General features: G+C 64.8%; 13 protein-coding genes. 1 reads left to right on the top strand and 12 read right to left on the bottom strand.

The annotated features are described in order from the left end of the window. Positions 1-227 precede the first annotated feature (227 nt). The 5 genes from AC0L3A_RS26645 to miaA form a co-directional block, all read right to left on the bottom strand. Positions 228-917, bottom strand: coding sequence for a class I SAM-dependent methyltransferase (locus AC0L3A_RS26645; RefSeq protein WP_007600988.1), 690 nt, complete (start codon positions 915-917; stop codon positions 228-230). Between the two features lie 3 nt (positions 918-920). Continuing rightward, on the bottom strand, positions 921-1463 hold the full coding sequence (gene ilvN, locus AC0L3A_RS26640) for an acetolactate synthase small subunit (protein WP_007600986.1): 543 nt from the start codon (positions 1461-1463) through the stop codon (positions 921-923). 23 nt (positions 1464-1486) lie between these two features. Next, positions 1487-2470: a threonine dehydratase gene (locus AC0L3A_RS26635; RefSeq protein WP_007600984.1), complete on the bottom strand. Its 984-nt coding sequence runs from the start codon at positions 2468-2470 to the stop codon at positions 1487-1489. A gap of 154 nt (positions 2471-2624) precedes the next feature. Continuing rightward, positions 2625-4400, bottom strand: a complete 1776-nt coding sequence (locus AC0L3A_RS26630; protein ID WP_007600983.1) for an acetolactate synthase 3 large subunit — start codon at positions 4398-4400, stop codon at positions 2625-2627. A 330-nt stretch (positions 4401-4730) separates the two neighbouring features. Further along, a complete protein-coding gene (gene miaA, locus AC0L3A_RS26625; RefSeq protein ID WP_007600982.1) occupies positions 4731-5687 on the bottom strand; it encodes a tRNA (adenosine(37)-N6)-dimethylallyltransferase MiaA in 957 nt (318 codons plus the stop codon). Positions 5688-5698: 11 nt separating this feature from the next. On the opposite strand from miaA, the gene serB reads away from it, so the two are divergent. After that, positions 5699-6604 carry a phosphoserine phosphatase SerB gene (gene serB, locus AC0L3A_RS26620; protein ID WP_007600981.1) on the top strand — a complete coding sequence of 302 codons (906 nt, stop codon included), beginning with the start codon at positions 5699-5701 and terminating at the stop codon, positions 6602-6604. 139 nt (positions 6605-6743) lie between these two features. On the opposite strand, the gene AC0L3A_RS26615 is transcribed toward serB, so the two are convergent. The 7 genes from AC0L3A_RS26615 to AC0L3A_RS26585 all read right to left on the bottom strand — a co-directional run bounded on the left by AC0L3A_RS26615 (position 6744) and on the right by AC0L3A_RS26585 (position 12643). After that, positions 6744-8240: a Do family serine endopeptidase gene (locus AC0L3A_RS26615; protein ID WP_007600980.1), complete on the bottom strand. Its 1497-nt coding sequence runs from the start codon at positions 8238-8240 to the stop codon at positions 6744-6746. Between the two features lie 144 nt (positions 8241-8384). Further along, positions 8385-8591: a DUF2065 domain-containing protein gene (locus AC0L3A_RS26610; protein ID WP_007600979.1), complete on the bottom strand. Its 207-nt coding sequence runs from the start codon at positions 8589-8591 to the stop codon at positions 8385-8387. An 83-nt stretch (positions 8592-8674) separates the two neighbouring features. Continuing rightward, positions 8675-9571: a protease modulator HflC gene (gene hflC / locus AC0L3A_RS26605; protein WP_007600978.1), complete on the bottom strand. Its 897-nt coding sequence runs from the start codon at positions 9569-9571 to the stop codon at positions 8675-8677. Then, positions 9568-10704, bottom strand: coding sequence for an FtsH protease activity modulator HflK (gene hflK, locus AC0L3A_RS26600; RefSeq protein WP_007600977.1), 1137 nt, complete (start codon positions 10702-10704; stop codon positions 9568-9570). Before hflK ends, hflC begins: the two co-directional genes overlap by 4 nt. Positions 10705-10857: 153 nt before the next feature. After that, positions 10858-11367 carry a dihydrofolate reductase gene (locus AC0L3A_RS26595; protein ID WP_007600976.1) on the bottom strand — a complete coding sequence of 170 codons (510 nt, stop codon included), beginning with the start codon at positions 11365-11367 and terminating at the stop codon, positions 10858-10860. Further along, complete coding sequence (locus AC0L3A_RS26590) at positions 11367-11843, bottom strand: GNAT family N-acetyltransferase (protein WP_473255450.1); 477 nt, start codon at positions 11841-11843, stop codon at positions 11367-11369. Before AC0L3A_RS26590 ends, AC0L3A_RS26595 begins: the two co-directional genes overlap by 1 nt. 5 nt (positions 11844-11848) lie before the next feature. Further along, a complete protein-coding gene (locus AC0L3A_RS26585) occupies positions 11849-12643 on the bottom strand; it encodes a thymidylate synthase (RefSeq protein WP_007600974.1) in 795 nt (264 codons plus the stop codon). Between the last annotated feature and the right edge of the window lie 29 nt (positions 12644-12672).

Raw genomic sequence — 12672 nt, 5'->3', positions numbered from 1 at the left:
CACAAAAAAATACCCCATATCGAGCCTCACTCCCGCTCGGCCAATTAAGCAAAGCCCTCGCTTGCGGGAGAGGTCGCGCCGAAGGCGCGGGTGAGGGTTCTCTCCTCTTGGGGATTCTCGATTGCGGAGACACCCTCTCCCCAGCCCTCCCCCGCAAGCGGGGGAGGGAGCGCAGCTACATCGTAGTTGCAGTTTGCTCTCACAGCTTTAGCCTTGCTCGCCGGCCTTTACGTGGAAGAATTGGGTTTTCGCAGCAGATAAGTGCCGTGCATCGGGGCGTGGTAATCGGCCGAGACCAGCGTAAAGCCGACGTCGGTCAGCATCCGCTCCATGACCCAACCAAAAGTGGAATACTCGTCGCGCATGTGGGTGACGACGCTTTCACGCGGGACATCGTGGTTCTTGATCTCGAAGTCGGCCCATTGCTCGACGTCGCGCTCGAGCACATCGGGCATCGATGCGTAGACGATGTCGCGCAAATAGAACGTGGCGCCGGGCTTGAGCGCGCGATAGATCCGCGACATCGCCACCGCCTTCCAGAAATCCGGCAGATGGTGCAGCGTGAACTCGCTGACGATCAGGTCATAGGATTCCGGCCGGTAGGCGAAGCTGAGCAGGCCGGCGGACTGCGTGCGCACGGGCGCCTTGCGGTCGCGCGCGTAGATCTCGGCGAGCGCCAGCATCGCGGGCGAGATGTCGATGGCGTCGACCTCGGCGCCCATGAGCGCAGCCTCGGTCGCGAGCACGCCGTTGCCGCAACCGATATCGGCGATGCGCCAGCCGCGCTGGACGCCGAGCATTTTCAGCGCGGCGCGCGCCCGTAGATCAGCATCGTCGTGGCTGTCGTAGATCGACGCCACAGCGGGCCCGATCCCCATCCGGTTCCGCTCGTTGTAATACCAGTCGCGCGCCAGCATGGCTCACATTCCTTCAGGCCCGCGACCAATCGCGGCAACACCGGTGCGCGACACTTCGACGAGGCCAAGCGGACGCATCAGGTCGATAAACTGATTGATTTTCTCGGTATTGCCTGTGATCTCGAACACAAAGCTCTCGGTGGTGGCGTCGATCACGCGGGCGCGGAACGCGTCCGCCAGCCGCAGCGCCTCGACGCGATGCTCGCCCTGTCCGCGCACCTTGACCATTGCGAGCTCGCGCTCGATCGAGCGCTTGGTCAGCGTCATGTCGACGACACGATAGACCGGGATCATGCGGTCGAGCTGATGCTTGATCTGCTCGATCACCATGGGCGTACCGGTGGTGACGATGGTGATGCGCGAGAGATGCTTCTGGCTCTCGGTCTCCGAGACGGTGAGGCTTTCGATGTTGTAGCCACGCCCCGAGAACAGTCCGATGACGCGCGCGAGCACGCCGGGCTCGTTCTGCACGAGCACCGAAAGCGTGTGTGTCTCGTTCGGGTCGTGGCGCTCCTCGATGAAGTAGGCGGATGCGGGCTGGTTCATTGTCGTCCCCTTCATTCTCGTCGTTACGCCGTCGCCCGACGAGCGACCGGCGCATCCGTCCCGACCCAACCGCGGAACAGATCGAAATCGATATTGCCGCCTGACAGCACGAGACCGACGCGCTTGCCCGACAGTCTTGACTTGTCCTGAAGCGCTGCGGCGAGCGCGGCGGCGCCGGCGCCTTCGGCGAGATTATGCGTATCGGTCCAGAGCGCATGGATCGCGAGCGCGATCTCATCGTCCGTCACCTGGACGATACGCGAGGCGCCCTTGAGGATGACCGCGAGCGCTTCCGGATCGGGAATCCGCGTCGCCATGCCGTCCGCGAGCGTGTTGCTGGTCTCGGTCGTCACGACGTGGCCCGCCGCGAACGACAGCGCGTAGGACGGCGCCTCGGTCGACTGCACGCCGACGATCTCGGTCTTCAGGCCGAGCAGATCGCGCGCCATGATGCAGCCGCAGATCCCCGAGCCCTGCCCGATCGGCACATAGAGGACGTCGAGATCGGGAGCGGCCCGGAGCATTTCGAGCGCATAGGTCGCCACGCCCAGCACCAGGTCCGTATGGAACGACGGCACCATGTGCAGTCCGGCGAACTGCGCGTGGCGCCCGGCCTCCTCGCGTGCGGCCTGAAAGTCCTCGCCATGTTCAACGAGCTCTGCGCCAAACGCCTTCATCGCGCGGTTCTTCTCGACCGAATTGCCGCGCGGCACATAGATCACGGCAGGCACGCCATGGCGGCTCGCCGCAAAAGCGAGGCTCTGACCATGATTGCCGCGCGTCGCCGAGATGATGCCCGGAATGTTCGGCCGTTCGCGCTTCAGCCGATCGAGATAGACCAACCCGCCGCGCACCTTGAAGGCGCCTGTCGGCGTGTGATTCTCGTGCTTGACCACGACCTGCGTGCCGAGCCGCTCGGCGAGCAGCGGCCAGGCGTGCGCCGGCGTCGGCGGCACCGCCTGCCCCACGATCGCATGTGCGCGTCCGAGTTCGTTCAGGTCGAACATTTCACCTTCTCATCACTCCATCTCTCGCGACTGTCATCCCCGCGAAGGCGGGGATCCAGTATTCCAGAGGCCCCCGAGAGCGATCGAGAGGCCGCGGCATACTGGATCGCCCGGTCAAGCCGGGCGATGACAGCGGAATTTGTGACGATCACGCTCACACAAGCGCCTTTCCGCCGGCGAACGCCTTTGCGGTGGCTTCGTCGTTCGCCTGCTCCGGCAACAGCATCTCGTTGTGCGCCTTGCCGGAGGGGATCATCGGGAAACAATTTTCCAGCGACGCGACGCGGCAGTCGAACAGCACCGGGCGCTTGACCGAGATCATCTCCTGGATGGCGCCGTCGAGATCGCCGGGTTTGTGCACCTGGATGCCGACCCCGCCATAGGCTTCCGCGAGCTTGACAAAGTCCGGCATCGCCTCCGAGTAGGAATGCGACAGCCGGTTGCCATGGAGCAGCTGCTGCCACTGCCGCACCATGCCCATGTACTGGTTGTTCAGGATGAAGATCTTGATCGGCAGCTCGTACTGCACCGCCGTCGACATCTCCTGCATCGTCATCTGCACCGAGGCATCGCCCGCGATGTCGATGACGAGACTGTCGGGATGGGCAACCTGCACGCCGACCGCGGCCGGCAGGCCGTAGCCCATGGTGCCGAGACCGCCCGAGGTCATCCAGCGATGCGGCTCCTCGAAGCCGTAGAACTGCGCGGCCCACATCTGATGCTGGCCGACCTCGGTGGTGATGTAGGTGTCCCTGCCGCGCGTCGCCTCGAACAGGCTCTGGATCGCGTGTTGCGGCAGGATGACGTCGTTGCTCTTCCTGTAATAGAGCGAGTTGCGGGCGCGCCACTGCGCGATCTGCTGCCACCAGGCCTTGATGTCGGGCTTCTTCGCCTCCGCCTTGAACACCTGGAGAATGTCGCCGAGGATGTTGCCGCAGTCGCCGATGATCGGCACGTCGACGCGGATGTTCTTGTTGATCGAGGACGGGTCGATATCGATGTGGATCTTCTTCGAGCCCGGCGAGAACGCATCGACGCGGCCGGTGATGCGGTCGTCGAAGCGCGCGCCGACGCACAGCATGACGTCACAATCATGCATGGTCATGTTGGCTTCGTAGGTGCCGTGCATGCCGAGCATGCCAAGCCAGCTCTTGCCCGACGCGGGATATGCGCCGAGGCCCATCAGCGTGGAGGTGATCGGAAAGCCGGTGACCTCGACCAGCTCGCGCAGCAGCCTGGTGGCCTCGGGACCGGAATTGATCACGCCGCCGCCGCTGTAGATCACGGGGCGCTTGGCGCCTGCGAGCAGCGCCACGGCCTTGCGGATCTGCGTCGCATCGCCCTTCACGCGCGGCGCGTAGGAGCGATGCACGTCGGACTTGCGCGGCGGATGATAGGTGCCGGTCGCGAACTGCACGTCCTTGGGCACGTCGACGAGCACCGGGCCCGGCCGACCCGTGGTCGCAACGTAAAACGCCTCGTGCAGCACCTTTGCGAGATCGTTGACGTCGCGCACCAGCCAGTTGTGTTTGGTGCAGGGGCGCGTGATGCCGACCGTGTCGCATTCCTGGAACGCGTCGTTGCCGATCAGATGCGTCGGCACTTGGCCGGAGATGCAGACCAGCGGGATCGAGTCCATCAGCGCGTCGGTGAGCGGCGTCACCATGTTGGTGGCGCCGGGGCCGGAGGTCACCAGTGCAACGCCCGGCCTGCCGGTCGAACGCGCATAGCCCTCGGCGGCGTGGCCCGCCCCCTGCTCGTGGCGGACCAGGATGTGCTGGACTTCGCTCTGCTGGAAGATCTCGTCGTAGATCGGAAGCACCGCGCCGCCGGGATAGCCGAAAATGTCGGTCACGCCATGATCGATGAGCGCGCGGACGATCATTGCGGCGCCGGTCATCTGGTTCGGATCGTGGCTCTTGTCGCTCATTGGCTTGCTCCGGATGCGCTGTTGTCAGCGGCTTCGTTCGTGTCGGGTTTTCGGAAATAAAAAAGGCCCCGAAGAGGGCCCATGCACACCGCCTGTCATGTGGATGGCAGCTAGCCACCCCCGGCGGTGTGCCTGGGTACGACGGCGATAAGGAGTTTGGTAATAATATTACGCATGGCGGCGGCTCGGCTTCCCAAAGGTTGCGCGAAACATAGCGGCCAAAGCCCGGATGTCAAGGCGATGCGGCCGTTCCTGCGCGATTTTGGCAGTGTAGCGGCGTTCCCGGGGTTGGGCGAGAGGTAAATTCGGCGACCGAGGCACAAAAGCGTGTCAACCGGGGTCCCGGGCCGCGTTCACCGCCGCCGCCAGCCAGCCCCGCACCCCCTCCGGCTTCACCCACTCGAATTCGGGCAATTGGTGCCGAAACCAGGTGAACTGCCGCTTGGCGTAGTGGCGGGTGTCGGCGCGGCCGATGGTGGCCGCCTGCTCCAGGCTGAGCTCACCACGCAGATGCCGGACCAGGGCCGGCACGCCGTGAGCCTTCATCGCCGGCAGCAACGGATCGAGGCCTCGGGCGGCGAGACGCTCGACCTCCTCCAGCGCGCCGGCCTCCAACATGACATCAAAGCGGGCGTCGATGCGCGCATAGAGGTCGTCGCGCTCGGGCGCGAGGAACACAGCGCGAAAACTGTCCTTGGGCAAGAGCGGCGGCTGCCCCTCATGGTGCCAGTCCAGCAGCGAACGGCCGGTGGCTTCGACCACTTCGAGCGCGCGCGCAATGCGCGTGCGGTCACGCAGGTTCAATCGCTCGGCCGCCCTGGGATCGGCGGCTGCGAGTTCCGCGTGCATCGCCTCAACGCCGTTCCGCTCCAGCCGCGCCCGGACGTCCTCGCGCACCTCGGCGGGGATTGGCGGCACCACGGAAAGGCCCGCCGTCAGCGCCTTGAAATACAGCCCGGTGCCGCCGATGAAGATCGGCAGGCGGCCTTCGGCTTGCGCCTCTTCAAGCGCCCTCGCCGCGTCACTCACCCAGGCTCCGGCCGAAAAATTCACGGCCGCATCGACATGGCCGTACAGGCGATGAGGCACCTGCGCCTCGTCGCCTAGGGTGGGGCGCGCGGTGATGATGCGGAGGTCGCGGTAGACCTGCATGGAATCGGCATTGATCACGACCCCGTTCGCAGCGAGCGCAAGCTCGATCGCGAGCGCCGACTTGCCGCTGGCGGTCGGGCCTGCGATAAGCACGGCCTTGCCAACATGCCCTCTGCCGACTTGCCCCTCGCTCACGAAAACCTCAAATGTCCCTCGTTGCCACGCTGATCTGCAACCCGAATAACCCCGCGCTCGACTCGACCATCGTCGACGGAGCCCGCGCCGTGCTGCCTCAGGCAGCTCCCGCGCACTGGCTGTTCGACGGGGTGGCAGTCGACATCCCCTTCGGCGCCGACAGTAACCTCGAAGGCGACCGTCACGCCATCGAACAGCGGCTCCGCGAGCTTCGCGGCGACCTACCGATTGATATCGTGGTGCAACCAGTCGGCTTCCGGCGCAAGAAGCTTTTTCTCGCCGACATGGATTCCACCATGATCGGCCAGGAATGCATCGACGAGCTCGCCGATTGCGTCGGGGTGAAGGCCCATGTGGCAGCCATCACCGAGCGTGCGATGCGCGGCGAGGTCGAGTTCGAGCCGGCGCTGCGCGAGCGCGTCGCGCTGCTCAAAGACCTCCCCGCCAGTGCCGTCGACGAGGTGCTGGCCAAGCGCATTACGCTGACGCCGGGTGGCCGCGAATTGGTCGCGACCATGCGCGCCCATGGCGCCTATGCCTGTCTCGTCTCCGGCGGCTTCACACTGTTCACCAGTGCGGTCGCCACCAGGATCGGTTTCCAGGAGAACCGCGCCAACGAGCTCGTCGTCCGCGACGGCAAGTTCACCGGCGAGGTGAAGGAGCCGATTTTGGGGCGCGCGGCAAAGCTCGCGACGCTGGTGGATCTGATGGAGTCGTTCGATCTCGACGACGTCGACTCGCTGGCGGTCGGCGACGGCGCCAATGATCTCGCGATGATCCAGGCGGCTGGGCTGGGCGTGGCGTATCATGCCAAGCCTGCGGTGGCCGCGGCTGCGGCAGCCCGGATCGATCATGGCGATCTCACCGCGCTGCTGTATGCCCAGGGGTATCGACGCGAGGAGTTCGTGGAGGCGTAGCCTCCTCTCCGCTGTCATCACCCGCGAAAGCGGGTGATCCAGTATTCCAGAGACAGGGCGAGGATACGGAAAAGCCGCGGCGTACTGGATGCCCCGCTTTCGCGGAGCATGACAGTGAATGTGTGGCGACTCGTGCCCCTTACTGCACGCTCAACGCCACGAAGCGCAGCTCGCCGTCGGCGTTCGACACCAGCAGCAGCACCGACTTCTTGCCGTCCTTCTTGAGCTGGTCGACCCGCTTCTGGATGTCGGCGCCGCTGGAGACGCCCTCCTGCGCCACCTCGACGATGACGTCGCCGGCGGAGAGGCGCTTCTCGGCGGCGTCCGAATTGGCGTCGACATTGGTGACGACCACGCCCTTGACGCTGTCCTTGATCTTGTAGCGCGCACGCAGGTCCTTGCTCAGCGCCGCGAGATCGAGGCCGAGCGCCTTCTGCGTCACGGTCTTTTCAGGCGGAGGCTCGTCGGTCTTCACTGCGGCCTGCACCTTGTCGGGATCCTGCAACCGGCCGAGCGTGACCTTCTTGGTCTCCTCCTGACTCTTGCGGATGATGACGACGTCGACCTCCTTGCCGACCGCCGTGTCGGCGACCACGCGAGACAGATCCTTCGGGTCCTTGACGTCCTTGCCGTCGAACTTGACGACGACGTCGCCGGGCTCGATGCCGGCCGGCTTGGCCGGGCCCTTGTCGTCGACGCCGGCAACCAGCGCGCCGCGCGGCGGCTTGATGTTGAGGCTCTCGGCGATCTCGTCGGTAACGCTCTGGATGCGCACGCCCAGCCAGCCGCGGCGCAACTCGCCGAACTGGCGGAGCTGGTCGACCACACCCGCGACCGTCTTCGACGGTACGGCGAAGCCGATGCCGATCGAGCCGCCGGAGGGCGAGATGATCAATGTGTTGACGCCGATGACGTCGCCATCGAGGTTGAACAGCGGACCGCCGGAATTGCCGCGGTTGATGGAGGCGTCGGTCTGAATGTAGCTGTCGTACGGACCTGACGAGATGTCACGGTTCTTCGCCGAAACAATACCGGCCGTCACGGTGCCGCCGAGGCTGAAAGGATTGCCGATCGCGACGACCCAGTCGCCGAGGCGCAGCTTGTCGGAATCGCCGAACTTCACCGACACCAGCGGCTTCGGCGGCTTGAACTTCAGCACGGCAAGGTCGGTCTTCTTGTCGACGCCGACCAGGTCGGCCTTGATCTTGGTCCCGTCGTTGAGGATGACGTTGATCTCGTCGGCGTCCGCGATGACGTGGTTGTTGGTGACGACGACGCCTGACGTGTCGATGATGAAGCCGCTTCCGAGCGAGTTGGTCTTGCGCGGCGCCGGACTATTCTCTCCGCCCTTGCTGCCGCCGCCGGGACCCTTGCGATTCTTGAAGAAGTCGTCGAAGAACTCCTCGAAGGGCGAGCCGGGCGGCAGTTGCGGCATGGCATTGCCGCCGCCGCCCTTGGCTTCGACGGTTTGCGAGGTCGAGATGTTGACGACCGCGTCGATCACCTTCTCGGCGACGTCGGCGATGCCGTCCGGTCCGCGCGCAGAGGCCGGTGTGCCGAATGCGCTGAAAGCGCCAACGGCGAGCGCGGCCAGCCCTAAGCGCAAACGGGTCGGGGCAATGGTGGCAGCGGTCATTGTGATCTCCAGGAAGCAAGGATTCGGCGTCAAGACTGCGCTCGAACGGGGGGACGGCGCAAGCGCGGACCTTAACGGGCCTCAAGACCCGGACAATAAGGCGAAAACCGGTCCCTCGCCTTCACTTTGGCGTTGGTGCGACGGCTAAATTGGCCGTCGCATAACCCAGATCAGGACCAAGCCGGCCACGGCCGAACCAATGCCGACCGCTCGCAGGACATTGTCCGGTGTGGCCATCGCGCTTTTCATGGCCTTGCGCATCCAGGCCGGGCTTGCCGCGAACATCAAGCCTTCCAGCACGAACAGGATGCCCAAACCGATGAGGAAGTCGGTGAACGCAATGGACCTCATCGGATTGGAACCTCCCGTTGTGCTGTTCTTGTCTGGACGAGGGGCGGCCAGACCTGAGGCCCGACTTGCCGCCCTTGTCTCACTTACGGCTTCGCTGGCGTCGTGGTCGCCGTCTTGCCGGACGGGTTACCAAAGAACCGGAAGAAATCCGAGTCCGGGCGCAGCAGGAAGCGGGTGTCGTTCGCGCGCAGCCCGTTCTCATAGGCCGTCATCGAGCGGTAGAAGGAGAAGAAATCCGCATCCTTGCCGTAGGCTTCGGCGAACAGACGGTTGCGCTCGGCATCGCCGACGCCGCGCGTCTGCTCGGCCAGCGACCTTGCATCCGCCTCGATCACGGTCGCCTCGCGGTCGGCCTTGGAGCGGATCTCCTGTGCCTTCTGGCCGCCCTGCGCGCGGAACTCGGCGGCTTCGCGCTCGCGTTCCGTCTTCATGCGCTGATAGACCGCCTGGCTGTTCTGCTCGGGCAGATCGGCACGGCGGATCCGGACGTCGACGACCTGGATGCCGTAGCCGTCGGCCTCATGATCGAGCTGATCGCGGATGCGCTGCATCAGCTTCTCGCGGTCGTCCCGGACCACGTTGATGAAGGTCACCTCGCCGAGAACGCGGCGCAGCGCCGCGTTCAAGAGCGTGGTGAGCTGGATGTTGGCGGCCTGGATCGAGCCGATGCTCTGATAGAAGCGGAGCGCGTCCTTGATGCGGTAACGCGCAAAGGCGTCGACCACGAGCCGCTTCTGGTCGGACGCGATCGCTTCCTGCGACGGGTTCTCCAGATCGAGGATGCGCTTGTCGATGTTGATCACCGAATTCCACGGTGCCTTGAAGTGCAGGCCGGGATCGGTGACGACGTCGACGGGCTTGCCGAATTGCAGCACGATGGTCTGCTCGGTCTGCGCCACCGTGAACAGGGACATGTAGCCCACGATCACGACGAGCAGGAGGCCGAGCAGCGTGACAATGCCTGTGACCGGAGATCTCATCGGTTGCCTCCGGTCGTCTGCTGGCCGGTTGCAGGCGGCCGCTTGGCCGTCAATTCGCTGAGCGGCAGATAAGGCACGACGCCCTGGCCCGACTGGCCGCCGTCATAGATGAGCTTTTCCGAGCCGCCGAGCACGCGCTCCATCGTCTCCAGATAAATCCGTTCACGCGTCACGTCGGGCGCCTTCTTGTATTCCTCGTAAACCTTCAGGAAGCGCGAGCTCTGGCCCTTGGCCTCGGCGACCGTCTGCTCCCTGTAGCCTTCGGCGGCCTGCATGATCTGCGCCGCACGTCCGCGTGCCTGCGGCACGACCTGGTTGGCGTAGGTCTGCGCCTCGTTCTGCAGCTGCTCGAGGTTGGCGCGCGCCGCCTGGACGTCGCGGAAGGCGTCGATCACCTGCGCCGGCGGGTCGACCTTCTGCATCTGCACCTGGCTGATCTGAATGCCGGCGCCGTAGCTGTCCAGGGTCTTCTGGATCAGTTCCTGCACGCCCTGTTCGGTGACGTTGCGCGCGCCGGTCAGGATTGGCTGGATCTGCGAGCGGCCGATCACCTCGCGCATCGCGCTCTCGGCGACCGCCTTTACGGTGCCTTCGGGATTCTGGATGTTGAAGAGGAAATCGCCGACGCCGTTGGGCTTGATGCGCCAGAGCACGGTGAAGTCGACGTCGACGATGTTCTCGTCGCCGGTCAGCATCAGGCTCTCTTCCGGCACGTCACGAATGGAGCGGCCGCGCCGCGCCGGATCGTCGATCAGCGTCATGCCGATGGAAATGGTGGAAACGCGCAATGCCTTTGGCAGCAGCACGGTCTCGATCGGATACGGCAGGTGATAGTTCAGGCCGGGCTCCACGGTGCGGACATGCTTGCCGAAGCGCAGCACGACGCCGAGCTCTTCGGACTGCACCCGGAAGAAGCCCGATAGCAGCCAGAACGCGACGATGAGCAGCACGATCAGCGTGATGCCGATGCCGGAGAAATAGCCGCCCGGCATGATCTGCTGGAGGCGATCCTGGCCGCGCCGCAGAAGATCTTCCAGATCCGGCGGCCTTGGCCCGACCGGTTGCGGGCCGTTGCCCCATGGTCCCTTCGGACCCGAGCCCCATGGGCCACCGCCCTGATTCTTCCACGGCATTCGACGCTCTCCTCGGCAGGGTGAAATTGCCCCCGCCCGCTTTGTCCGGTCCGGCTTTATAGGGGACAGGCAGGTCCCTTACAACGCAGCCCTCGCCGCCCTCCGAGCTAAGCTTGGGGGCAGAAAAGTCAATGTTAACATTGGCAAATGCGGTTAATGGCCCGCCCGCCGACGATATGTCACATAGGAGTAGTCGGCGCTGTCGTGGGGTCCGGCAGGATGACGGATGCGCTCAACCTCATCCCACTCGGCCCTGTCGATGTCGAAATGCGTGTCGCCCTCGGGGCGGGCATGCACTTCGGTGATTTCGAGGCGATCGGCGCGATCGAGCCATTGCCGATAGATTTCGGCACCGCCAATCACGGCGATCTCGGTGACCGAACGCCGCAGGGCATCGCCGCGCGCGATGGCGTCTGCCTCGGCAGTCGATGTCGTGACGATGGCGCCGGTGGCGCGATAGTTCGCATCGCGCGTGACCACGATATTGGTGCGGCCCGGAAGCGGCCGGGGCAGGGATTCGAAGGTCCTGCGGCCCATGATCACGGGCTTGCCGATCGTGAGCGCCTTGAAGCGCGCCATGTCGGATTTCATTCGCCACGGCATCGCGTTGCGGGCGCCGATGACGCCGTTCTCCGCGATCGCGACGACGAAGACGATCTCCATCAGGTCGCGCTCCCGGCAAGCCGTGTCAGCGCCGGACCGGTGACGCGGCACAGCGTCCAGTCCTCCAGCATGATGGCACCGAGCGACTTGTAGAACGCGATCGACGGCGCGTTCCAGTCGAGCACCGCCCATTGCAGCCGCGACCAGCCGTTCTCGACGCATTCCCTGGCAAGGTGCACGAGCAGAGCCTTGCCGAGGCCCCTGCCCCGGTGTGACGACAAATCTTCGAGATAGATGCCGTGGCGGCCGCTGAACGTCGAGAAATTCGCAAACCACACCGCGAAGCCGACCGGCTCGCCGTTCCACTCGGCGAAGGCGCAATGGACTTGCTGTCGCTCGCCGAACAGTGCGTCGGCGATGTCAGCCTCGGTCGCCTCGACCTCGTGCGAAAGCTTTTCGTACGCGGCGAGCTCGCGGATAAAAGCGAGAATAAGCCCGGCCTCGCCCGGGCGCGCGCGGCGGATATTGAGCGACATCGGCGTCAGACCGCGACCGCGGCCTTGATGTGCGGATGCGGGTCGTAGCCGACGAGCTCAAAGTCCTCGTAACAGAAGGAGAAGATATCCTTCACCTCGGGATTGATCCGCATCACCGGCAGCGCGCGCGGCGCGCGCGTGAGCTGGAGCTTCGCCTGCTCCAGATGGTTGGAATAGAGATGAGTGTCACCGAATGAGTGCACGAAGTCGCCGGCCTTCAGGCCCGTGACCTGCGCCACCATTAGGGTGAGCAGCGCATAGGAGGCGATGTTGAAGGGCACGCCGAGGAACACGTCGGCCGAGCGCTGATAGAGCTGGCACGACAGCTTGCCGTTGGCGACGTAGAACTGGAACAGGCAGTGGCACGGCGGCAGCGCCATCTTGTCGACCTCGGCCGGATTCCAGGCCGAGACGATCAGGCGGCGCGAGTCCGGATTGCGCTTGATCATGTCGATCACGTTCGCGATCTGATCGATGCTGCGTCCGTCCGGCGCGGGCCAGGAGCGCCACTGATGGCCGTAGACGGGGCCGAGATCGCCATTGGCGTCGGCCCACTCGTCCCAGATGGTGACACCGTTGTCGCGCAGATATTTGATGTTGGTATCGCCCTTCAGGAACCACAATAGCTCATGCACGATCGCCTTCAGCGGCAGGCGCTTGGTGGTCAGCATCGGAAAACCGGCAGACAGGTTGAAGCGCATCTGATGGCCGAACACCGACAGCGTGCCGGTGCCGGTCCGGTCGGTCTTTTCGGCGCCGTCTGAAAGAATCCGCTCGAGCAGGTCCTGATACTGGTGCATGTGCGTGAGCCTTTGGGGAGGCGGCGAAT

This window comes from Bradyrhizobium sp. MI1.3 (genome assembly GCF_055811695.1).
The sequence above is the reverse complement of the archived record's forward strand: the minus strand, read 5'-3'. Positions and strand labels throughout refer to the sequence as shown.